Raw genomic sequence first — 24,615 nt, 5'->3', positions numbered from 1 at the left:
TGGAAAAAATCTTATAATGAAAATTTTATTTAAAAATCAAAAAAATTCTTCTTTGGTTTCAAATTCTTTTGGATTTTTGAAGTTTCCAATTGTATCAAATGCTTACAATTCTTCTTCAGATTTCGTAGTAACTGGTGTTCCTTTTGATATGGCTAGTTCTGGAAGATCAGGAAGTAAGTTAGCTCCTACGCATATTAGAAAAATATCTAGTAATTTATTTTGGGAAGAAAAAAGATGGCCTTGGAATTTTAATTTCAGAAAATATCTACGAGTTGTAGATTACGGTGATTTAGAATTTCCTTGTGGCAACATAGAATCTTTTTGCAATATTTTACAAAAACACTCCGAAAATTTATTAAAAAATAAAAAAAAAATGCTCACTTTTGGAGGAGATCACTTCATTACTTTGCCTATATTAAGAGCTTATAAAAAATTTTTTGGAAAAATTTCTATTATTCAATTTGATGCTCATTCTGATGATTATGAAACAAATAATTTATTCGATCATGGAACAATTTTTCTGCAGGCCAAAAAAGAAGACTTAATAGAAGAAAAGAATTGCATAAGAATTGGAGTTCGAACTGAATACGAAAAAAATGATTTTCTAACTTTAGATTCAGATTACATAAATAACACAAGCATAAAGAAAATTTCTGATATAATTATAAAAACTGTTAAAGATTCATTCGTTTATTTAACTTTTGATATAGATTGTGTTGATCCTTCTTATGCTCCAGGTACAGGTACTCCTGTAGTAGGAGGAATAAGTAGTAATAAAGTTTTACAAATAATTAGAAAATTGAAAAATATCAATATAATAGGAATGGACATTGTTGAAGTTTCCCCTCCTTACGATTATGCAGAGATCACATCTTTACTTGCAGCAACTATAGCTTTAGAAATGTTGTATATACAAGCTTTTCGATTTTATAATTTTCGATAAAAAATTTAACCATTTAATATATACTTTCGTACAAATATGAAAATACTCACTATAAAAGATATAGACATACAAAATAAAACTTTATTTATTAGATCAGATTTAAATGTTCCTATACACTCTGGAAAAATATTATCTGATTTTCGTATTAAATCGGCACTTCCTACAATACAATTTGCGTTAAAAAAAAATGCTAATATCATACTAGCTTCTCATTTAGGAAGACCTAAAGAAGGACTTTATGAAGAAAAATATTCTTTATATCCAATTGCAAAATTACTGCAAAAATTACTAAATTTTCCTGTATTTTTAAAGAAGGATTTATCTAAAAAAGAAAATTTTGATCAAAAAGGAATTTTTTTATTAGAGAACGTTAGATTTAATAAAGGAGAAAAGAATAATGAAATTCTACTTTCAAAAAAATATGCTTCTTTATGCGATATTTTTGTAATGGATGCATTTGGTGTTGCTCATAGAAAACAATCTTCCAATTATGGAATTAGTAAATTTGTTCCTATTTCTTGTGGAGGAATTCTATTAGAAAAGGAAATTTTAAATATACAAAAAGCTTTGTTAAATCCTAAAAAACCTATAGTATCTATACTAGGAGGAGCTAAATTATCCACAAAATTTTCTATTATAAAAAACTTACTAAAAATATCTAATAATATTATTGTAGGTGGAGGAATAGCAAATACTTTTATAGCAGCAAAAAATTGTAGTATTGGAAATTCTTTATACGAACCTTCCTACATAGAAAAAGCAAAAAAATTTTTTAATACAAAAAAAATTTACTATCCAATAGATGTAAAAGTACTAAATTCTAGTAAAAAAAGTCAAATTTTTAATAAAAAAATCTATGAAATTGAAAATAAAGAAAAAATTCTTGATATAGGAAATCAATCAATAAAAATTTTTAAGAAACTAATTCTACAAGCAAAAACTATTATTTGGAATGGACCAATGGGAGTATGTGAAATACAAGGATTTTCGGAAGGAACTAAAAAAATTATTCAGTATATTATTGATAGTGGAGCATTTTCTTTACTAGGAGGAGGAGATACAATAGCTACACTAAAAACACTAAATTTTTCTTTAGAAAATTTTTCTTATGTTTCGACAGGAGGAGGTTCGTTTTTAAAATTTATAGAAGGAAAAAAAATACCTTGTATCGAAATACTAAAAAAATAATTAAAACTATAAGTAGAGAGAAAAATGCTAAAAATTTCACAATTTGTAAAACCTGGAGTAGTAGTAGGAAGAGATTTAGAAAACATTTTTTCATTTGCAAAAGAAAAAAAATTTGCAATACCTGCTATCAATTGCATCAATACTGATTCAATTAATGCAGTTATGGAAGCTTCTGCAGAAAGAAGATCTCCAGTAATTATTCAATTTTCTTACGGAGGCTCATCCTTTATAGCAGGAAACTATTTCTATAAAAATAATAAATACGCTCCAATTATAGGAGCAATTTCTGGAGCTATGCATATAATAAATTTATCTAAGTACTATAAAATACCTGTTATAATTAACACGGATCATTGTAATAAAAAAATAATATATTGGTTAAATAAAATTCTTGAAGAAGAAAAAAAATACTATTCTTTATATAAAAAACCAATTTTTTCTTCTCATATGCTTGATCTTTCAAAAGAAAAACTAAAAAACAATATATCTATTAGTAAAAAATATCTGAAAATTACAAAGAAATTAGATATAAATTTAGAAATAGAAATTGGATGCACTGGAGGAGAAGAAGATGGAGTAGATAATAGTAATATAAAGAATGAGCTCCTTTACACTAATCCTAAAGAGGTATTTTATGCTTATAAGGAACTTAACAAAATAGGAAAAAATTTTACAATTGCTGCTTCTTTTGGAAACGTACATGGAGTATACAAAAAAGAAAATATTAAGCTAAAACCTAAAATATTGTACGAATCTCAAAAATATGTATCTAAGAAAAATTTTGTTCCAAAAAATCCTATAAATTTCGTATTTCATGGAGGTTCTGGAACTGAAGAAGAAAAAATAAAAGAATGTATAGAATATGGAGTTGTAAAAATTAATTTTGATACAGACATACAATGGAGCTCTTGGATAGGAGTACTAAATTTTTATAAAAAGTATAAAGATTTTCTTCATTCTCAAATAGGAAATCCTAAAGGAAAATACTTACCGAATAAAAAGTTCTATGATCCAAGATCCTGGATTAGAAATTCGCAAAAATGTGTTATCTCAAAGTTAAAATCTATATTCAGAATTTGCAATTCTGAAAATTTTTTATAAATTTTTATTTTAGTCTAAAATTTTTCTATAAGTATCAAAAATAAATATGAATAAAGAAATTTTAAAAAAAATAGGAATTGAGGCAATAAAGTATATACCTAAAGGATCAATTTTAGGAATAGGAACAGGAAAAACTGTATCTTATTTTATTCAACAAATTCAATGTATTAGACACAAAATTGTAGGAATTGTATCTACTTCTATGCATTCTTTGCTACAAATTAAAAAAATTAAGATACCTATATTTGACTGTAATTTTGTAGAAAAAATTGATGTTTACATTGACAGTGCGGATGAAGTGAATAAAAATTTAGAAATGATTAAAGGAGGAGGAGGTGCTTTAACAGCAGAAAAAATAGTATCATATTGTTCAAAAAAATTTATTTGCATTGTGGAAGAAAAAAAGTTAGTAAAAAAATTTAAAAAATTTCCTATACCTGTAGAAATTATACCAATATCGTATCCTTTATTTTGTAAAGAAATTAAAAAAATAGGAGGTATTCCTATACACAGAAAAAACTTTTTTACCGAAAATGGAAATATTATAGTAGATATATACAATTTGAAAATTTCTAATCCAGAAAGTTTAGAAAAAAAAATCAATTGTATACCTGGAGTAGTAACAAATGGTATTTTTTCTATCAAAAAAGCAGATTTGTTAATAGTAGGTAAAAAAAATCAAACTATTAAAATTATAAAAAGCAAAAAAATTACATGAAAATCGCAGTTATTGGTGATAGTATAATTTCCTATATATTTTCTATAGGAATAAGAAAATTTTCAAAAAAAAAAGCAAAAATCTTTTTACTTATTAGAAAGAATAAAGAAAAGGATGAAAGTAAGACAATAGCTATTTCTTATAAAAGTTACAAAAGATTAGTATCTCTAAAAATATGGAATCATATCAAAAAATATTCTTTTCCTATAAAAAAAATAGTTTTTTCGTACCAAAATTCTGTATCTTTTTCTTATTCTCATCCTGATTGCATCAAAATTGGTTATTCAATTAATCTCAAAAAATTTAAAAATAAACTTTTAAAAATTACCAAAAAATGTTCAAATATAAAAATTATTGATTTTTCTAATATTTCTAAAATAAAAGAAAAAAAAAATAATATAATTTTCTTAAAAAATAAAAAAAAAATTAAAATTGATTTAGTTGTATATACTGAAAAAAATTTTTTTTTTGATGAATCACTCTTAGAAATACAAAAAAAAAAGTACTTTAATAAAGCTTATACATTTGAAGTGTATGTTAAAAATCCAAATTATTATACTTCTTATGAGCATTTTGGAGATTTTGGATTAATGACTCTTATTCCCAAAAAAAAATTTTTGTATTCTTTAATATGGTTTAAAAGCATAAAATATGAAAAAAAAAATTTTTCTAAAAAGAAAAATTTTTTAAAAATAAAAAAATATACAAAACCTATTTTAGGAAAAATACTAAGAATAAAAAAAAATAGGTGCTATACTCTAAATATGCATTTTACAAAAAATGTATTCTACAATAATTCTATTTTCATTGGTAATGCTGCACAAATATTTCATCCAATATGTGCACAAGGATTTAATTTAAATTTAAGAGATACTTATTGTATCATTAAAATAATATCAAAAATTATAAAAAAAAATAGGTCTATAAAATATATTGATTTGTACCAATATACTAAGTACAGAAATCAAGAGAGAAAAAAAATTATAAATTTTGTAGAAATTTTAGAAAAATTTTTTCTTTCAAAAAGTAATAGTTTTATTTTTTTAAAAAAAACTGTTTTTTTACTTATTAGAAAAATAAAATTTTTACAAAAAACTTTTATAAAAAGAATTATGTATTTTTTATTAAAATGAAAAAATTTGATATTGCAATCTATGGAGTTGGTATAGTAGGTTTGTGTCTAGCAAAAAGTTTAATTGATTTAGGATACAAGGTATGTTTATTAGATAAAATAAAAAATAAGATCTTTTATGAAAAAAAAGAACAATTTTTTGTATCTTTAAATGAATCTAGTAAAAATTTTTTAGAATATTTAGAAATTTTCAAAAATTTTCCTAATAAATTAATTAATTACTACAAAAAAATACTAATTTTCAAAAAATTTAAATTTGAAAAAATAAAATTTGAAAAAAAAAACGATTTTTTTACAAAAATAGGATATATATTAGAAAAAAATTCTCTCAAGAAAAATTTGTTAGAAAGCATTAAAAAAAAAATAGTAATATTTTGGAATAGCAGTATTACGGAAGTTAAAAGAAAAAATTTTTTGTATATTTCTCTTGCAAAAAAAGAAAAAATTAGAACAAAATTTCTAATTTGTACAGAAAAAGAAAAATTTTTTACGAATAGGAATAATATTCTACCTTTCTTTACTAACAGATATTTTATCGTTTGTGCAAATATTCAAATTACAAAAAATCATAAAAAATCTGCCTTGCAAGTATTTAGAAATAATAAAATACTTGCTTTTCTTCCTAAAAAAAATGAAAAAAGAGGTTTTATAATACTTTCAGAAAGGTACCAAAAAAATAAAAAATACAAAAAAATAACAAAAAGAAAATTAGAAAATTTAGTAAATAATTTTTTCGATTCAAAATTAGGAGTATGCAAAATACAGAAAAAAATACAATTTAATGAAATAAACACTTTTATAATAAAAAAATTTTTTAAGAAACGTGTTTTTTTTATAGGAAATTGTGCACATTGTTTACATCCTCTTGCCGGACAAAATTTAAATGCAGGAATTCATGAAGCTAAAATTTTATTTCAATTTTTTAAAAAGATAAAAAAAAAACAGTATTTGCATACTAATGAAAATAAGATAGAAAATTTCTTAAAAAAAAAATCATACTTACTTTTTTTTTCTATAGAATTTTTGTATTTTTTCTTTTTATCAAATAATTTTTTTCATAAAAGAATAAGAAATCTTTCTATCAGTATTTTAAATTATTTTCCCAAATTTAAAGAAATTTTAATTGATTTGATTTCTAAATAAAAAATTAAGAGAATTTTTTTTTTATAAAAAAAATGCTATTTTTTTCCTTTGGAAAATAGATAAATTTTTTTTTATAAGAAATATTTTTTAATACTGCTTGTATCCAAGTAATTTTTTTATTTTTTTTACAAGAAAAAAGTACATGTCCACAATTTTTCCAAATTCCCTTTTTCACTTGTACTTGCAGTATATCTTTTGGATTAGGTAATATTTTTGAGTATCCGTATAACCAGTATAAAGATTTTTTAAAAATTTTTTTATGCCTTATTTTAGAAATTTGTTCTTGTCCTAAATAGCATCCTTTTTTATAACTGATAGATCCTAATTTAGAAAAATTTAATTCATGAGGAGAAAAGAAAATAGAAGTATTTTTCTTTATTATAGGGTATCCACATTCAATATTTAAAGAATCCCACTGTACTTCTTTAGATAAAATAATTTTTTTACTACTTAAAAATTCTTTAAATTTTAAAGAAGTTTTTCTTTCTAAAATTAAAAGAAATCGTTCTTTAGGCTTTTTAAAAAGTACTAAAAAATTTTCTCTTTTTTTTATGATTTTCTTTCTGAAATGAAAAATGTTAAAAAAATTTTTTATAATTATTTTTGATTTTTTTCCTACTAATCCAAAAATATATTGTTTATTCTCTTTTTCAAATTTTATATCTGAAAAAATAGAGTATTTTTTTAATTCTTTAATGTGTGTTTCAAATAATTCCTTTCTTAAAATATAAAATACACTATTCTTAAAAAGAATAATTGAAAGATCAGTAATTAGTTTTCCTGAATTATTACAGTGAGTACAAATTTTGTACTTTAAATTTTTAAAATATTCAATATTACAAGAAAATTGACTTTGTAAGTATTTTATACAATCTTTCCCAAATGTTTTAATTATCTGTAAATTTTTAAATTCTATACATCTTAAATGCAAATTTTTGCTTTGAATAATAAAATTTTCTTTTTCTAGATTATTTTTCATATATAATATTTTTGTTTCTTTCTATAAACTAATAATTTTAAAGTACTTTTCGTAAGTAAAATATGCAAAATGAAAAATCTCTAATAAATTATTTAAATGATATAAAAAAAATAAAAAATAGTATAGAAGTTTTTTTAAAATTTCATGAAAACACAGAAAAAAAAAACTATTTTCAAAAAATTTATACAAGCAATAATCAAAATTTTAGAAAAAAATTTCTTTTATTAAAAAAAGAGCTATTAGATCTAGAAGAGATATTGAAAATGGCTATTTTAGAAAAAGAAAATACTCTTTTTTTGGACATTTTTTTAGAATTGAAAATTTTAGAAAAAAAACTCAAAAAATTGGAATTATCTCAAATGTTTAGAAAAAAATATGATACTATGAATTGTTATTTAGATATTCAATCTGGATCTGGAGGATTAGAAGCTCAAGATTGGTCATCTATATTATTAAGAATGTATCTACAATGGTGCTCATTGCATAACTATACTAAAAAAATTATTTACATTTCCAAAGGAGAGTCTTCAGGAATAAAATCTGCTACAATAAAAATCAAAGGAAAATATTCTTATGGTTGGTTGAGAACAGAAACTGGAATACATAGATTAGTTAGAAAAAGTCCTTTTAATACAAATCATAAAAGACACACTTCATTTAGTTCCATTTTTGTATATCCAGAAATACAGTGCGAAAATAAAATAAAAATTAATAATTCCGATTTAAAAATTGATTTTTATAGATCTTCTGGAGCTGGAGGACAACATGTTAATAGAACAGAATCCGCAGTTAGAATTAGACATATACCGACTAATATAGTAACCCAATGCCAAAATAGTAGATCTCAGCATTCTAATAGAAAATCTGCAATGAAGCAATTAGTAGCAAAAATTCATAGTTTTTATAGAAAAAAGAAAAAAATGAAAAAAAAAGCAATAGATAATTCTAAGTCTGAAATTGCTTGGGGAAATCAAATACGTTCTTACATACTAGACGATTCTAGGATAAAAGATTTAAGAACTAAATTAGAAATTAGAGAAGTAAATAAAGTTCTTTCTGGAAAAATTGATCAATTTATTAGAGAAAGCCTAAAAATGGGATTGTAAATTTTATGAAAATTGTAGAATATAATAAAAATTTAGAATACGGAATGAGAAAAGAAAAACTTTCTTTTTTTAAAAAAGAAAAATGTATTTTTCAAAATTTTGAAAAAAACTCTTCTGCTAAAGAAATTAAAAAAATTTTTCAAGAAAAAAAAAAAATAGAAACAGAAAAGAATAAAAAAATTTTTTGCATATCTGGAAGAATTTTATCTAAAAGAGATATAGGAAAAGTAATTTTCTTAACCATACTAGATGAAAAAGAAGAAATACAAGTATATTGTAAAAAAGATTTTATAAAAAATTTTCGATACGAAATTCTTAAAAAATATATAGATATAGGAGATATTATAGGAATAAAAGGAAAAGTTTTTAAAACAAGAACAGGAGAGTTATCTATATATTGTAAAAAAATTCAAATTTTAGCAAAATCTTTACATCCTATTCCAAAAAATTTCTATGGAATTGCAGATAAAGAAATTAAATATAGAAAAAGGTATCTAGACTTAATTTTAAATAGAAAATCTAAAGAAGTATTCTATACAAGATCTAAAATTATTCAAAAAATTAGGGATTTTATGCACTTTAAAAATTTCATAGAAGTAGAGACTCCTATGATGCAAAAAATACCTGGAGGTGCTTCTGCAAAGCCTTTTATTACATATCATAATTCTTTAAATTTAAAATTATATTTAAGAATTGCACCAGAACTTTATTTAAAAAGACTTATAGTAGGTGGTTTTGAAAAAATATTTGAAATTAGTAAGAATTTTAGAAATGAAGGAATATCTTCTAGACATAATCCAGAATTTACTATGATGGAGTTATACGTAGCTTATGCAAGTTATAAGTATTTGATGAAATTTACAGAAAAATTTTTCCATTTTATACTAAATTCAATATTTAGAAAAAAAAAAATACTATATAAAGAAAAAGAAATAGATTTTCAGAAACCATTCGAAAAAATATCTCTACAAAATATCATACTAAAAAAAATTCCAAGTATTACAAAAGAAAATTTAAAAAATTTTAAAGAATTAAAAAAAATAGCAATTTCCTTAAATATTGCAGTAGAAAACCATTGGAATTTAGGAACTCTACAACTGAAAATTTTTGAAAAGAAAATAGAAAAAAACATTATTCAACCTACTTTTATTACCGATTATCCTTCAGATATTTCTCCATTATCTAAAAAAAATAAAAAAAATTTGAATTTTTCTGAAAGATTTGAATTGTTTGTACACGGTATGGAAATTGCAAATGGATTTTCTGAACTCAACGATCCAGAAGAGCAGTCAAAAAATTTCTTACAACAACTACAAGAAAAAAAATATAAAAATGAGAAAGAATTTTATGACAAAGAATATATAGAATCTCTAGAATACGGTATGCCTCCAACAGCAGGAATGGGAATAGGAATAGATAGATTGGTAATGCTACTAACAAATTCTGAAAGTATAAAAGATGTTATCTTATTTCCTATTTTAAAAACAAAAAATAGTTAACTTTGATAGTATATTTATGCAATATCTACATTTTCCAAATTTTAAAAAAGAAATATTTTCTATAGGAGGTATTTCTTTTTATTGGTACGGATTTATGTATTTTTTAAGTTTTCTAATTGTTATGCTAATTATTGTTAATAAATCTAAAAAAAAAAATTTTTTTCTTAAAAAAGAAGAAATTATAGATTTTTTGTACTATATTTTTTTAGGAATTATAATTGGAGGAAGAATAGGATATGTTTTTATTTATGAAGCAGATTTTTTTATAAAAAATCCAAAAGAAATTTTTTTTATTTGGAAAGGAGGAATGTCATTTCATGGAGGATTAATTGGAACAATTATATCTTTAAAAATTTATTCTTATAGAATGAAGAAAAAATTTTTTAAAATTTCAGATTTAGTATCTCAATTGTCTCCTATAGGAATTTTCTTTGGAAGAATAGGAAATTTTATAAATGGAGAACTTTGGGGTAGAGTATGTACAAAATTTTCTTGGTGCATGCTTTTTCCAAATAGTCGTGCACAAGATCAAGTATTTTTACGTAACAATCCAGAATTTATAGAAACATTTAAAAAATACGGAATGCTTCCTAGACATCCATCTCAAATCTATGAAATGCTTTTAGAAGGTCTATTACTATATTTAATTTTATTATTTTTATCTAAAAAAAAATTTTCTTCTGGAATAATTTCTAGTATTTTTTTGTTTACTTATGGAATATTTAGATTTTTAGCAGAGATTTTTAGAGAACCAGATGAAAATTTAGGAGTTTTTTTAAATTTTTTAAGCATGGGTCAAATACTATCAATACTAATGATTTTTTTTGGAATTTGCATCTACATTGCTATAAATAGGAAAAAAAATGCAACAATACCTTAATTTAGTAAAAAAAATTCAAAAAACTGGAATACTAAAAGAAGATAGAACAAAAACTGGAACAATTTCAATATTTGGATATCAGATGCGATTTGATCTAAAAATAGGATTTCCTCTACTTACAACAAAAAAATGCAATACTAAAGCAATAATATGCGAATTACTTTGGTTTTTAAATGGAGATACTAATACTAAATACTTAAAAAAAAAAACGTTTCTATATGGAATGCATGGGAAGACAAAAATGGAAATTTAGGACCTATTTACGGAAAACAATGGAGAAAATGGCGTTCGTATAAAAAAAATAAAACTATCGATCAAATTTCAGAAGCTTTAAAAATTTTAAAAGAAGAAAAAAATTCTAGAAGAATATTAATTTCTTCTTGGAATGTATCTGATATTTCTAAAATGTGTATACCTCCTTGTCATGTTCTTTTTCAATTTTATGTAGGAAAAAATAATCAGCTTTCTTGTCATATGTACCAGAGATCTTGTGATGTATTTTTAGGACTACCTTTTAATATAGCTAGTTACGCACTACTAACACACATGTTTGCACAACAATGTGATTTAGATGTAGGAGATTTGATTTGGAGTGGTGGAGACATACATATTTACTTAAATCATCTAAAACAAGTTAAAATTCAATTAAGAAGAAAACCTAGAAGGTTACCGAAACTTGTAATTAAAAGAAAACCAAAATCTTTATTTCAATATGTTTTAGATGATTTTGATTTTATAGGATATAATCCATACCCATCTATTAAAGCTATAGTATCTGTATAGGTGACAATGTTTAATTTGTATAATTCTAATGAATTTGATGCACTTTTAATACTACTTTCTTGTTTCCTAAATAATAAAAAAGAAAATCCATTAGATGAAGAAATAATTATCGTGCAAAACATGAATATAGCACATTGGATTAAAATATTTTTAGCAGAAAAGACAGGAATTTCTGCAAATCTAAAGTTTTTTCTTCCTTCTACTTTTATTTGGAAAATAGTATCAAAAATTTTTCCTAAAATTTCTCTAAAAAATACTTTTAATAGAAGAGAAATTGCTTGGAGAATAATGAGAATTTTACCCAATTTAGTTCGCAATAAAAAATTCTACTCTATTAAAAACTATTTAAAAGATAAAAAAAATGTAAGAAAATACTTTCAATTTTCACAAAAGGTATCTGAATTATTTGATGAATATTTAATTTATAGACCAGATTGGATGTATCTATGGAATATGAATAAATGCATTTTTGAAATAAAAGATAAAAAAACAGAGGAATGGCAATCGTATCTTTGGAGAAAAATTTGTAAAGAAAGTTTAAATAGTAATCCACATTTTTGGGATAGATCAAGTATGTATATAAGAAGTATAAAATTTTTGGAAAAAAAGGAAAGAATATTGAATCTTCCTAAAAGGATTTTTTTTTTAATATTTTTCCAATTCCTCCAATTTTTTTAGAAATTTTTTATTCTCTTAGAAATCATACTAATTTATATTTCTTTTTAAAAAATCCTTGTCTAGAATATTGGCAAAGCATAAAAAATGAAACAAAAAATAAGAAAAAAAATTTAATTTTTTCTCATAAAAAATTTGAAAATTCTTTATTATTTTCTTTAGGGAAAATTATAAAATCTATTGTATCTATAATATATGAAAAAAAGGAAATTTTAGAAAAAAATTTTTTCATCTTAAAAAAGAGTACAAATATTTTACAAACAATTCAACAAGATATACTGTACTGTAAGAATTTTGAGAATAATAAAAAAAATAGCATAAGAAAAATTAAAAAAAACGATTTTTCCATATCAATATTCTCTTGTTGTAATATTCTAACGGAAGTAGAAGTACTAAAAAATAATATACTAAATATGATGTGCAAAAAAAAAATTTTTCCAAAGGATATTTTGGTAGTAGTAAAGGATATAGAAAAGTACAAACCTTTTATTCAATTTGTATTTTTAAATTTTAATAGAGATACAAACATATCTTTTTGCATTTCAAAAATAAAAAAAAAACACTCTAAGTTAATATTTTTAGTTTTTTTAAAATTTCTAGAATTTAATAGCAGCTATTTATCTTTAGATAAAGTTTTTTCTTTATTAGAATACAAAATAGTAAGAAAAAAATTTAAAATACAGATTAAAGATATATTTTTTTTAAAAAAATATTTTTTAGTATCTGAAATAGAAACAAAAAAACATAATAAATGGAATAGAAAAAGTTATTTTAAAGAGTATTTAAATTATTGTAAAATTAAAAAAGAAAGATTTTTTATGGAATACTGTTTTGGAAAAAAAAGAATTTGGAATAATACTTTTTATTATAAAATACAAAAAAAACAAATTCTAATAGGGAACTTTATTCATTTTTTAGAAAAAATTATATTTTGGAAAAAAGTAACTAATTCTGCAAAAAATATAGTATTTTGGAAAAATTTTGTAAAGAAAATATCTATAGATTTTTTTTACATAGATAACAAAAATAGTCAAAAAGAATTTTTTCTTTTACAAAAATGTTGGAATAGTATACTGGAGGATATAAAAAAATCAAAGTACGAAAAAAAAATTTCTTTAGAAATTCTAAAAGAAGAATACTTACTTGAGATACATAAAAAAAAAATAGAACAAAAGTTTGATTTTTCTGCAATTAATTTTTGTTCCTTTATTGCAATGAGATCTATTTCTTTTAAAGTTGTATATTTATTAGGTATGAATGAAGAGTATCCGAAAAAAGAAGTTCCTATTTCTTTCGNCGATCTTATCAATGAAACAAAAAGATCAGGAGACAGAAATACTAATGAGGAATATAAAAATTTATTTTTAGATTATTTAATCTCTGCAAAAGAAAAGTTGTTTATTAGCTATATTGAAAATAAGAAATTTCAAAATAAAAGATCACACTCTATATTTATAGATGAATTAGTAGATTATATAAAACAAAATTTTTATTTTTCTAGTGAAAATAATAAAAATAACAATTTAGTAAAAGATGCTAGTATTAAAAAAAAACTTTTTTATTTTTATAAAGAAAATGTATTTTCTAAAAATTTTTTATTTAAAAACAAAAAAATAGAAATATTTTCTAAAGAATGGAATAAATTTTTTAATTTTAAAAAAAAGAAGTATCATTTTCTTGCAAACATTTATAAAAAAGAAGAAAAAATTATAGAAATTGATAAAATAAAAGATTTTTATAAAGATCCTATAAAATTTTGGTTTAAAAATACACTAAAAACATATTTATATGAAAAAAAAGAAATTTTCAAAAAAGAAGATTCTTTTTTATCTAATAAAAGTATTTTGTACAAAATAAGAAAAAAAATTCTATATTTTTTCATAAAAAGAAGAAATATAAAAAATATACTATTCGAATTACAATATTTAGGTATCTTCCCAAACAATAATTTTAGTCTAATAATTTGGAATTCTCATGTCAATGAAATAAAAAAATTCTTTCAAAAAATAAAAAAATACTTAAAATTTTTTAAAATGCAAAAGTACCATAATTACAGAATAGAAATAGCAAAGAAAACAATTTTAGGAGGTATAAAATTCTCGAAAAAATTCGGAATTTTTCGTTTCATTCCTGAAAATATTAAAATAAAAAAACTAGTACTTTTTTGGATAAATCATTTAATTTATTGTTATATAGGAGGTAAAGGAAAAAGTAGAATATTTGGAATAGATAAAATTTGGATATTTTCAAATCTTTCTAAAAATCAGTCTAAAAAATTACTAAAAAATTTAATCATTGAATATCATACTAGAATAAAAAATCCAGGTCATCTAATTTATAAAATAGGAGGTGAATGGTGGAGAAAAAGATTCGACTTTAAAAATAAAAGACTCCATTCTTCTTTTCGTAATAAAAGAGATTCTTATAATAGTATTAAGAAAATATGGAAAGGAAATTATTTTTTATTAGGAGAGTCCAAAAATCTATATACAAAAAAAGTTATTTTTCAATTTAACAAAAAAAATTTAAAAAAAGTTATATTATGTACTAAAAAAGTTTTTTTTCCTATTTTTTTACATAGCTATATAAAAAACCTGGATAAAATATGAATTCAAAAATATTTAAATTATTTAAATTTGATTTTCCAAACTCTAGTTTAATAGAAGCTTCTGCAGGAACAGGAAAAACCTATACAATATCTACTATATATTTAAGACTCATTCTAGGAAATCTATGTAAAAGTAACTCATTGCCACCAATGAAAGTGAAAGAAATTCTGGTAGTTACTTTTACAGAATTTGCAGTTTTAGAATTAAAAAATAGAATAAAAAAGAATATAAAAAACTTGTATTTTGCCTGTAAAAATAATTTTAGTCAAGATACAATTATGAAAGAATTTCTCATGCAAATTACAGATAGAGATACTGCAACAGAGTATTTAAAAAAAGCTATGTACGATATGCATGAGTCTTCTATATATACTATTCATAGTTTTTGTTGGAGAATACTGAATTATAGTATTCTTGATACTGGAATACTATTTAAATACAATTTTTTAGAAAATGAACAAAAAATTAAATACAATTCCTGTATTTATTTTTGGAAAAAATATTTTTCTTTTCTTCCAAAAGACATTACTTTTATTATACGTTCTTATTGGAAAAATCCAGATAATTTACTAAAAAAAGTTAATCCTTTTTTGTATGAAAACTATTTTCAAATACAATCTAGAAAAATAAAAAATAATGATGTTATTCAAATATATTCGTATTCTATAAAAAAAAATCAAGAATTTAAATTATTTTTTAGAAAAAAATTTTTAAAAATAAAAAAAATTTTTTTTGCAAAAAAAATAAAATACAAAAAATTGATACAAATAAATATAATTTTTAAAAAAATTGAAAAATGGATTTATCAGTATGAAAATGAGGAAGTTTCTCTTCCTAAGTACATAAATTCTTTTTTTACAAGTAAAGAATTTAAAATTTTAGAAAAAAATTCAGATTTATTTAAAAATTTATATAAAATGTTTCAAAATACTATTTCATTTAAAGATTATTTATTTACTTTTTGTATAGAAAAAATTAAAAAAATAATAAAAAAAGAAAAAAAACATCAAAATTCTATTGGATACGATGATTTAATTTCTATTTTAAAAAATAGTATATATAAAAAAAACAGCAAACAATTAATAGATAAAATTAAAAATCTTTATCCAATAGCAATGATAGACGAATTTCAAGATACAAGCATAAAACAGTACCAAATTTTTAAAAAGATTTATCAAAACTCTAAAAATTCTTTAGTATTTATAGGAGATCCAAAACAATCTATTTATTCTTTTAGAGGAGCAAACATTTTAACCTATTTAAAAGCAAAATCTGAAACAAAATTTTGTTATACCTTAGATGTTAATTGGAGAACCTCAAAATCTTTGATAAAAATTACTAATTTTTTATTTCGTAAAATTCATTCTCCTTTTGTATTTCACAATATTTTTTTCAAAAAAATAAATTTTCTTGAAAATAACAAAAATATGCATCTTTTTATCAAAGAAAAAAAACAACCTGATATGTACGTTTGGACCATTCAAAAAAAAAATTTTTCTTTACAAAAAACAAGAGAAAAAATATCAGAAAATTGTGCAAAATTGTTAAAATATTGGATTAATGCAATAAAAAATAAAAAAGCATATTTACATAAAAAAGGTAAAAATACTAGATTGAAAATTTCTGACATAGTGATTTTAGTAAAAAATTATTTTGAAGCTGAAATTGTATCTAATTCATTAAATAAATTTGGTATCTTTCATACTTATACTTCCATAAAAAAAAATGTTTTTCATACACAAGAAGCAAAAGAAATTCTTTCCATATTACAAACAATAGTTTTTTCAAAAAAAAGTGAATTTTTTATTAAAAAAGCAATGTGTTCAGAAATATTTAATTTTTCTGCATACCAAATAAATAGATTTAATTTACATAAAAAATATAAAGAAAAAATATTTAATAAATTTTCTAAATACAAAAAAATTTGGAAAAAATTTGGTATTTTAGCACTTTTAAAAAAAATAATTTTTTCCAAACATTTTCAAAAAAAATGTTTAAAAAATGAAAATATTTGTAGAAAAATTACTAATATTCTACATATAGGAGAAATATTAGAAAGAAAATTTCAAAAAATAAAAAATTTTTATTCTTTATTAGTATTTTTAAAAAAAAAAATACAAAACCCAGAATTTTTGGAAGAATACAGCATTAGACCACAAAAAGAGAATGGAACTATTAGAATACTTACAATACATAAATCTAAAGGATTAGAATTTCCAATAGTTTTAGTTCCTTTTGCTATAAATTTAGCACAAAAAGAAAGCAACTTTTTTGAAAGTAAAGAATCTTATAAAAAATTTATTAGATTTTTGAATCAAGTAGAATCTTTCAAATTTTTTAAGAAAGAAAAAATTTCGGAAGAGATACGTTTATTTTATGTAGCAATAACTAGAGCAATATACCACTGTAGTATAGGAATACTGAAAGGAAATAAAAAAAATACAGAAAAGAAAAATATAAAATATAATCAGAAAGAGAAGATTTATCAAAATATTTTAAAATTACATAAATATTTCCATAAAAATGTTTCTTTTTTTTTTAAAGAAAAAAAATTATATAAGGAAAATTCATTGTTGAAAAAAAAAAGAACAATTGTGAGAAATTTTTTTAATTTAAAAGAAAATTATTGGAGGATAAATAGTTATAGTAGTATATTAAAAGATATAAAAAAAGACAAATTAGTAGAGAAAAAAAAAAATATTTTAAAAGAAAACAAAAAAACTTTTTCACAGCATACTTTTCCACTAGGTAGGGAATCAGGTGTTTTTTTGCATACGTTGTTGGAAAAAATAGATTTTTCTTCTCCTATTGAAGAAACTTTAATAGAAAGAGAAATAAAAAATGCTCATTTTTCTATGAAATGGTTACCTATGCTAAAAAATTGGATGCAAAAAATACAAATTTTTCCTTTAAAATATAAAGATTTAACTTTAAATTCTATAAAAAAAGAAAATTTACAAAATGAATTTGAATTTTGTGTTTCTATACATTCGAAAATAAAGTTTTCAAAATTTGAAAAAATCATAGAAAAACATAACAAAAATTTTTTCCTTTTTAAAAATTATTCTAAAGATTTTTATTTATATGGAATCATTAAAGGATTTATAGATTTACTATTTTTTTGGAAAAAAAAATACTATATATTAGATTACAAATCTAATTGGTTGGGAAAAAATTTTTCTTATTACAACAAAAAGAATATACAAAAAGAAATTACACTACATAGATACGATCTTCAGTGCTATATATACACTATAGCTATTCATAGATTTTTGAAAAATAAATTAATTAAATACAGTTATAAAAAAAATTTTGGAGGAGTATTCTATTTGTTTATTAGAGGAATCAGAAATAATAAAAAAAGCTATGCTCTTTACTTTAAAAAACCTAAAGAAAAACTAATTAATGAAATCAATAACCTACTATATGGAAGAAAATAAAAAAAATATTTTTTTAAAATCAATAAGAAAAAAAGTGTTTCATCCTATAGATGTATATTTTGGAATGTTTTTTGCAGAAAAATTTCGAATTCAATCTTATTCTATTATTTTACTACTTGTAGTGCTTAATTTTTTTACTAGGATAGGATTTTCTTGTATTTCTATAGAATTTTTATGTTTTAAAAAAATTTCAAAATTTTTTTTAAAAAAAAAATTTTTTTATAAAATTTGGAAAATGTTTGGAAAAAATTCTTCTTCAGAATGGAAAAGAGAAATTTTAAAAGAAAAATTTTTTAAAAAAAAAAAACTTTCTCCAATAATTTTGGAAGAAAATCGAATATATATATATAAGATATGGGAAATAGAAAAAAAAATTGCAATTTTTATTATTAAAAAATCAAAAGAAAATTTTGTTTCTGAAAAAAAATCTATTGATTTAATAAATAGTATATTTTATAAAAAAATTTTTTCTAATTGGGAAAAAATTGCTGTTTACGTATCTATAAATAAAAGAATTTCTTTTATTTCTACACGATATTTGTATGAGAAAATACAAATACTTCAAAAATTTTTAAAAATTTTACAAAAAATAAAATACAAAAAAAAATTTTTAGTATCTATTTTTTCTGAAGAGCAAATTTTATTAAGAAAAGTTAAAAATTTTTTAAAAAATAAAGTATTTAAAAAAAAAGAATTTTTTTTCAATAATTTTTTTTCTACACAACAACTTGTAAATTTTAAATTTAAAAAAATAAAAAAAATTTTTTTTCGTACAAATATTCTTGTAATTGATAATTTTTCTATAGTTGATATTTTTACATTTGAAAAAATTATTAAATGTATTAGAAAAAAAACTAAAATTTTAATTTTTGGCAGTCAAAAAGAAGTTTTTTCTCTAAAAAGTGGAAAAATATTTTATGATATTTTTCATTTTTACAAATTCGGATATTCTAAAAAACAAGTAGAACAAATAAGAAATTTTCTTCCTTGTTTTAAAAAAAATCAAAAAAAATTTAATAAAAAATACTGTATTTCTGATTGTATATATGCAATCGAACGAAAAAAGAAAACTTATGACATTAGTAAAATTATAAGTTCTATACCGAAAAAAAATTCTAATAAATTAACTAAAATTATATTTTCTAAAAAGAAAAATACCATTTCTATTAGTAGAAAAGAAATTAAAATAAATCAATTTATTCGTATCATTGAAAATATTTGTTCAGAATACAAAAAAAATTTTTTTATAAAAGAAAAAAAAATAGAAAAAATTATTTTTTTAAAGAAAAATTTTTGTATTTTATGTGAAAAAAAAAATGGTTTTTTAGGTAGCACACTAATCAATAAATTAGTAGAAAATGGAATAAAAAAAATGATTCCGATAAATACAGAAAAATTTTTAGTTATTCCAATTATTCTTAAAGAAGATAGCAAAAAATTAAATCTTAAAAAAAATAAAATTACATTCTTAATACAAAAAAAAGAAAAAATATACCTTATTACTAAAAAAAAATTTATTTTTTTAACAGATTGTACAGTACTACCTAAACACGAAAAAGCTTTTTCTTTAACTATACAAGAAGCAAAAAATTTACATTTTGAAAGCATAGTCATACTTTTTCCTATAAAGAACTTTCGTTTCACAAAGGAATTACTTGATAAAGCTATAGATATAACAAACGATAAAATTCTTTTCTGGTCTTCAAAAAAAAATTTACAATTTCTCATTAACAACAAACAATATAGAGAAACTGGATTATCTAAAAAAATTGAAATTTTATCTTCTTAAGTCAAAATTTATTTTTACTTTTTTTCTTGTTTTTACATCTACTTTTTTTACAATAATAGCAGAATACAATTGACAATTTTTAGTTTTTGATAGAATTGTTCCTGGAACAACAACTGAATTTTTAGGAACATAACCTTGGTACATTTTTTCTGTTTTTCTATCAAATATTTTTGTGCTTTTTCCAATAAACGTTCCCATAGAAATAACACAATTTTTCTTTATGAGAACACCCTCTGCAATTTCTGATCTAGCACCTATAAAACAATTATCTTCTATTATTGTAGGATTTTCTTGTATAGGTTCCAAAACACCTCCAATTCCAACTCCTCCAGATATGTGTACATTTTTTCCTATTTGAGCACAAGAACCAATTGTACTCCAAGTATCTATCATGCTTCCTTTTCCAATAAAAGCTCCTATGTTTATAAAGGAAGGCATAATAACTACATTATTTTCTATATATGCCCCTTTTCTTATGTAACAAAAAGGAACAGAACGAATATTTTTTTTTAAAAAATTTTTTTCCTTCCATTTTAAAAATTTGCAAGGAATCTTATCAAAAAAATTGTTTACATTTTTAATTTCTATTTTTTTACTTTTTGTAGCTAAAAAAAATAGTAGTATTGCTTTTTTTATCCAATCGTTACAAATCCAATAATTGTTTATTTTTTCTGCAACTCGAATTTTTCCTTCATCTAGTAAGTTAATAACTTTATTTATAGTATTACAATCTTTTTTAGAAAAAAAATTTTTTTTTCTATTTTTGAATATGATTTCTATATCTTTTCTAATATTTTTATATTTTTCTATCTTTTTTGTTTCCATTACAAAAATTCTTCTTCTTTTCTTTTCGTTAGTATTTCAAAATTTTTTTTTGTTACTAAAACGGTATGTTCGTATTGTGCAGAAAAACTACTATCTTTTGTTTTTACAGTCCAATTATCCTTTTCCAAGTATACAAATCTTTTTCCAAAATTAATCATAGGTTCTATTGTAAAAATCATACCATTTTTCAAAACCGATTGATTTTTTTTTGTATAATAATGTAGTACTTGTGGTTTTTCATGTAATTTTTTACCTATTCCATGCCCACAGTATTCTTTAACTACAGAAAATCCATTTTTTTCTGCAATTCCTTGTATGCATTTTCCTATTTGATTTAATTGAACACCTGGTTTTATTATCTTAATAGAGGAATACAAACATTTTTTTGTTACTTGACATAGTTTTTTATAAGAATCTTTTACATTTCCTATTAAAAACATTTTTGATGTATCTCCATAATACCCATCTTTTTCTACAGATACATCTACATTCACTATATCACCATCTTGAAGAATTTCATTTTTGCTAGGTATACCATGACAAACAATATTATTTTTTGAAACACAAACTGATTTTGGAAAACCATGGTATCCTAAACAAGCTGAATTAGCTTTTCTTAATTGCATTTGTGCTTTACAAATTGTATCTATTTCTTCTGTTGTAATTCCAACTTTAATATATGGAGATATTGCTTCTAAGATTTCTGCAGCTATTTTGCAAGATTTTCTAATCTTTTCAATTTCATACTCACTTTTTATGTAAGACATTCTGTTTAAAATATTTTTACGTATTTTATTTTAGTATAAAAAAATTAAATTATTCAGTAAAGTAAAAAATTAGTTTATGATATATACTCTAATAAAGCAAACATAAAACTAGAATTTATGGAAACTATCTCAATTAAAAAAATGCTAAAAGCAGGAATACACTTTGGACATCAAACAAAAAATTGGAATCCAAAAATGAAGCCTTTTATTTTAGGGAAAAAAAATAAAATTCATATTATTAATTTAGAAAAAACTATATCTGCAATAAAATTTGCTATTTTGAATTTAAAAAAAATTGCTAATAAAAAAGGTAAAATTCTTTTTGTTTGTACAAAAAAATCCGTAAATTCTCTAATATCGGAAACTGCTATTTCCTGCAACCAATTTTTCGTAAATTATAGATGGTTAGGAGGAATGCTTACGAATTGGAGAACTGTTAGACAATCTATTAAAAAATTAAAAGATTTGGAAAAACAATCAAAAGACGGTACATTTAAAAAACTTACCAAGAAAGAAGTTTTGATAAGAAAAAAAAAATTAAATAAGTTAGAAAATAGCTTGGGAGGTATAAAAAATATGAAAGGAATTCCGGATGCTTTGTTTATAATTGACATAAAACAAGAAAAAATTGCAGTACAAGAAGCAAACAGTTTAGGAATTCCTATATTTGCTATAGTTGATACAAATTCAGATCCAACTATAGTTGATTTCGCAATACCAGGAAATGATGATGCAATTAGAGCAATATCATTTTATTTACTTCTTATTAAACAATCTTTATGTAGAAAAGAAAATCAAAAATTTGATAGAGAAGAAGATGTTGTTTATGTAGAAAAAAGAAAATTAGGGAATGAGATATGAAAAATAGATTTTATAAGAAAAAAATTTTAGAGTTAAGAAATAGAACTGATGTTGGAATAGTAAAATGCAAAAATGCTTTAGAACAAGCAGATTATAACATAGAAAAAGCTGTAGAAATTTTAAGAAATTCTGGTTTTTTACAAGCAGAAAAAAAATTTATTAGACCCACTAAAGAAGGAGTTATTCTAACAAAAATATCTGAAAGTAAAGATTTTGGAACTATACTAGAAATTAATTGTGAAACAGATTTTGCATCTCGTGAAAAAAATTTCTTAATTTTTAGCAAAAAAATCGTAAATTTTATAATAAAAAATAGATTGTACAAAGAAAAAAAAATAAGAGAAATTTTTGAAGAAGAAAGAAGAAAACTAATTTTCCAATTATCAGAAAATATAAATATTAGGAGAATTAGTATTTTAAAAGGAAATTATATATCCACATATTTGCATAATAAAAGAATTGGAGTAATACTATCTTCCGATATAGAAGATACTCGTTTTTCTAAAGAAATTGCTATGCATATAGCTGCTTCTAAACCAAAATACTTAGACACTTTTGCAATTCCCAAAGAAGTTTTAAAAAAAGAAACCCACATACAGAAAAAAATAGCAAAAAAACTTAGGAAAAATCAAAAAATAACTAAAAAAATTGTAGAAGGAAAAGTAAAAAAATTTTCTTATTCTATATCTCTTATGAAACAACCATTTATAATGAATACAAATAAAACAGTAGGAGATATTTTAGAAGAAAAAAAGAAAAAAATTTATGAATTTATAAGATTTGAATTAGGAGAGTATACTTAGGTAAATTTTTTTTATAATCTGAATTTCTCAATTGATTTTTAGATTCTTTTTTTTATAGAATTTTTTAGGAAAAAAAATGAAAAATTTAATGCAACCAATTTATAAAAGAATTCTATTGAAATTAAGTGGAGAATATTTACAAGGAAAAAAAAAATTAGGAATTGATTTTTTTATCTTAAATAGAATAGCAGTAGAAATTAAGGAATTGATATCAATGGGGGTACAAGTTGGACTAGTAGTAGGTGGAGGGAATTTATTTAGAGGATACTATTTAAAAAAAATAGGAATTAATAAAATTATAGCTGATCAAATAGGAATGCTTTCCACTATTATCAATGGATTAGTAGTTACTGATGCTTTAAGAAAAATACACTCTAATGTTTGTTTAATGTCTCCTATTCCAATAAGTAATTTTTGTGAATCGTATAGCTATATGAAAGCTATTAGTTTGCTTTGTAATAACTATATTGTTATCTTTGCATCTGGAATAGGAATTCCTTTTTTTTCTACTGATTCGGCAGCTTGTATAAGAGGAATAGAAATTAAAGCAAATATCATACTTAAGGCTACTAAAGTAAATGGAGTTTATTCTAAAGATCCTGGAAAAGAACCTAAAGCATTTTTTTATGAGAAAATTAGTTACGAAGATATTTTAAGAAAAAAACTAAAAGTTATGGATTTAACGGCATTTACAATAGCTAAAGAACATAATTTACCGATTAGAATTTTCAATATTGATAAATTAGGTGCTTTAAAAAAAATTATTTTAGGCGGAAAAGAAGGTACTTTAATAACTAAATAAAATGAAATATTAAAAATATGAATAAAAATAGTTTTTGGAATATAAAAAAAGAAATGCAAAAATGTATAGATGCTTTTATAGAAAAAATTTCTCTTATTCATTCTAGAAGAATCAAACCGAATTTATTTCAGAAAATTTTGGTTCACTATTACGATAAAAAAATAGAATTAGGAAAAATATCTAGTATAGTTAACGAAAATGAAAATACTATTGTAATTACTGTTTTTGATAAAAATACCATTCAAAATATAAAGAACTGTATCATTGCAGAAAATTTTGGAGTAAATTTATCTATACATGAAAATATTATTAAAATATACGCTCCTCCTATTTCTGAAGAAAGGAGAGTACAATCTATCAAAAAAGTAAAAAAAATTTTTGAAGAAATAAAAATTTCTATTAGAAATACTAGAAGAATAGCTAAAGAAAAAATAAAAAAGCAACTCAAAAATAAAGAAATTAGTATAGATGAAGAAAAGAGAGAACAAAAAAATATTCAAAAAATAACTGATTTTTACACTATAAAATTACAAAAAGAACAAAAAAATAAAGAAAAAGAACTAATGAAATAG

19 protein-coding genes and 2 pseudogenes are annotated in these 24,615 nt (G+C 21.5%); 18 read left to right on the top strand and 3 right to left on the bottom strand.

What is annotated here, in order from left to right; genetic code table 11:
* The first annotated feature begins 16 nt into the window (after positions 1–16).
* From speB to AOQ89_RS01480, 6 genes are read left to right on the top strand one after another with little or no spacing between them, the layout of a single operon-like run.
* On the top strand, positions 17–943 hold the full coding sequence (gene speB / locus AOQ89_RS01505; RefSeq protein ID WP_080872703.1) for an agmatinase: 927 nt from the start codon (positions 17–19) through the stop codon (positions 941–943).
* A gap of 36 nt (positions 944–979) precedes the next feature.
* Entirely contained in the window at positions 980–2,131 is a 1,152-nt protein-coding gene (locus tag AOQ89_RS01500) for a phosphoglycerate kinase (RefSeq protein ID WP_080872700.1), read from the top strand.
* Positions 2,132–2,155: 24 nt separating this feature from the next.
* The gene (gene fbaA, locus AOQ89_RS01495; RefSeq protein ID WP_080872697.1) at positions 2,156–3,232 is read left to right on the top strand and encodes a class II fructose-bisphosphate aldolase; all 1,077 of its coding nucleotides are present in this window, start codon (positions 2,156–2,158) and stop codon (positions 3,230–3,232) included.
* A 46-nt stretch (positions 3,233–3,278) separates the two neighbouring features.
* Positions 3,279–3,950 carry a ribose-5-phosphate isomerase RpiA gene (rpiA, locus tag AOQ89_RS01490; protein ID WP_080872693.1) on the top strand — a complete coding sequence of 224 codons (672 nt, stop codon included), beginning with the start codon at positions 3,279–3,281 and terminating at the stop codon, positions 3,948–3,950.
* Positions 3,947–5,083 (top strand): FAD-dependent monooxygenase, encoded by a 1,137-nt coding sequence (locus AOQ89_RS01485; protein WP_080872689.1) that lies wholly within the window; start codon positions 3,947–3,949, stop codon positions 5,081–5,083. The genes rpiA and AOQ89_RS01485 overlap by 4 nt, the downstream gene beginning before the upstream one ends.
* Positions 5,080–6,225, top strand: coding sequence for an FAD-dependent monooxygenase (locus tag AOQ89_RS01480; RefSeq protein WP_080872686.1), 1,146 nt, complete (start codon positions 5,080–5,082; stop codon positions 6,223–6,225). Before AOQ89_RS01485 ends, AOQ89_RS01480 begins: the two co-directional genes overlap by 4 nt.
* A gap of 4 nt (positions 6,226–6,229) precedes the next feature.
* Here the strand turns inward: AOQ89_RS01480 and ygfZ are convergent, their stop codons facing one another.
* The gene (gene ygfZ, locus AOQ89_RS01475; protein ID WP_080872684.1) at positions 6,230–7,204 is read right to left on the bottom strand and encodes a CAF17-like 4Fe-4S cluster assembly/insertion protein YgfZ; all 975 of its coding nucleotides are present in this window, start codon (positions 7,202–7,204) and stop codon (positions 6,230–6,232) included.
* Between the two features lie 62 nt (positions 7,205–7,266).
* Here ygfZ and prfB point away from each other — a divergent pair, with 62 nt between their 5' ends.
* From prfB to AOQ89_RS01435, 8 genes and pseudogenes are all read left to right on the top strand, one after another.
* Positions 7,267–8,310, top strand: coding sequence for a peptide chain release factor 2 (prfB, locus tag AOQ89_RS01470; protein ID WP_080872683.1), 1,044 nt, complete (start codon positions 7,267–7,269; stop codon positions 8,308–8,310).
* A 5-nt stretch (positions 8,311–8,315) separates the two neighbouring features.
* Positions 8,316–9,809, top strand: coding sequence for a lysine--tRNA ligase (gene lysS, locus AOQ89_RS01465; RefSeq protein ID WP_080872681.1), 1,494 nt, complete (start codon positions 8,316–8,318; stop codon positions 9,807–9,809).
* Between the two features lie 16 nt (positions 9,810–9,825).
* Positions 9,826–10,689, top strand: a complete 864-nt coding sequence (lgt, locus tag AOQ89_RS01460) for a prolipoprotein diacylglyceryl transferase (protein WP_080872680.1) — start codon at positions 9,826–9,828, stop codon at positions 10,687–10,689.
* Positions 10,673–11,472 (top strand): annotated as a pseudogene (gene thyA / locus AOQ89_RS01455) (thymidylate synthase). Before lgt ends, thyA begins: the two are co-directional and overlap by 17 nt.
* A 6-nt stretch (positions 11,473–11,478) precedes the next feature.
* Positions 11,479–12,368, top strand: a pseudogene (locus tag AOQ89_RS01450) (exodeoxyribonuclease V subunit gamma); the annotation flags it as partial.
* A gap of 192 nt (positions 12,369–12,560) precedes the next feature.
* Positions 12,561–14,756 (top strand): exodeoxyribonuclease V subunit gamma, encoded by a 2,196-nt coding sequence (locus AOQ89_RS01445; RefSeq protein WP_195909760.1) that lies wholly within the window; start codon positions 12,561–12,563, stop codon positions 14,754–14,756.
* Positions 14,753–18,196 (top strand): exodeoxyribonuclease V subunit beta, encoded by a 3,444-nt coding sequence (recB, locus tag AOQ89_RS01440; protein WP_080872674.1) that lies wholly within the window; start codon positions 14,753–14,755, stop codon positions 18,194–18,196. Before AOQ89_RS01445 ends, recB begins: the two co-directional genes overlap by 4 nt.
* On the top strand, positions 18,162–19,985 hold the full coding sequence (locus tag AOQ89_RS01435; protein WP_080872672.1) for a hypothetical protein: 1,824 nt from the start codon (positions 18,162–18,164) through the stop codon (positions 19,983–19,985). Before recB ends, AOQ89_RS01435 begins: the two co-directional genes overlap by 35 nt.
* On the opposite strand, the gene AOQ89_RS01430 is transcribed toward AOQ89_RS01435, so the two are convergent.
* Both AOQ89_RS01430 and map read right to left on the bottom strand, forming a co-directional pair.
* The gene (locus AOQ89_RS01430) at positions 19,974–20,810 is read right to left on the bottom strand and encodes a 2,3,4,5-tetrahydropyridine-2,6-dicarboxylate N-succinyltransferase (RefSeq protein WP_080872670.1); all 837 of its coding nucleotides are present in this window, start codon (positions 20,808–20,810) and stop codon (positions 19,974–19,976) included. The two genes, AOQ89_RS01435 and AOQ89_RS01430, sit on opposite strands and share 12 nt — an antisense overlap.
* On the bottom strand, positions 20,810–21,577 hold the full coding sequence (gene map / locus AOQ89_RS01425; protein WP_080872668.1) for a type I methionyl aminopeptidase: 768 nt from the start codon (positions 21,575–21,577) through the stop codon (positions 20,810–20,812). Before map ends, AOQ89_RS01430 begins: the two co-directional genes overlap by 1 nt.
* A gap of 117 nt (positions 21,578–21,694) precedes the next feature.
* On the opposite strand from map, the gene rpsB reads away from it, so the two are divergent.
* The 4 genes from rpsB to frr all read left to right on the top strand — a co-directional run bounded on the left by rpsB (position 21,695) and on the right by frr (position 24,615).
* A complete protein-coding gene (gene rpsB / locus AOQ89_RS01420) occupies positions 21,695–22,438 on the top strand; it encodes a 30S ribosomal protein S2 (protein ID WP_080872666.1) in 744 nt (247 codons plus the stop codon).
* Positions 22,435–23,241: a translation elongation factor Ts gene (gene tsf, locus AOQ89_RS01415; RefSeq protein ID WP_080872664.1), complete on the top strand. Its 807-nt coding sequence runs from the start codon at positions 22,435–22,437 to the stop codon at positions 23,239–23,241. The genes rpsB and tsf overlap by 4 nt, the downstream gene beginning before the upstream one ends.
* Positions 23,242–23,317: 76 nt before the next feature.
* A complete protein-coding gene (gene pyrH, locus AOQ89_RS01410) occupies positions 23,318–24,043 on the top strand; it encodes a UMP kinase (protein ID WP_080872662.1) in 726 nt (241 codons plus the stop codon).
* 17 nt (positions 24,044–24,060) lie between these two features.
* Positions 24,061–24,615, top strand: coding sequence for a ribosome recycling factor (frr, locus tag AOQ89_RS01405; RefSeq protein ID WP_080872661.1), 555 nt, complete (start codon positions 24,061–24,063; stop codon positions 24,613–24,615).

Source organism: bacterium endosymbiont of Pedicinus badii, assembly GCF_002075085.1.
GTDB lineage: Bacteria > Pseudomonadota > Gammaproteobacteria > Enterobacterales > Enterobacteriaceae > PRUG.
This window is presented reverse-complemented; position numbering and strand designations above follow the sequence as displayed.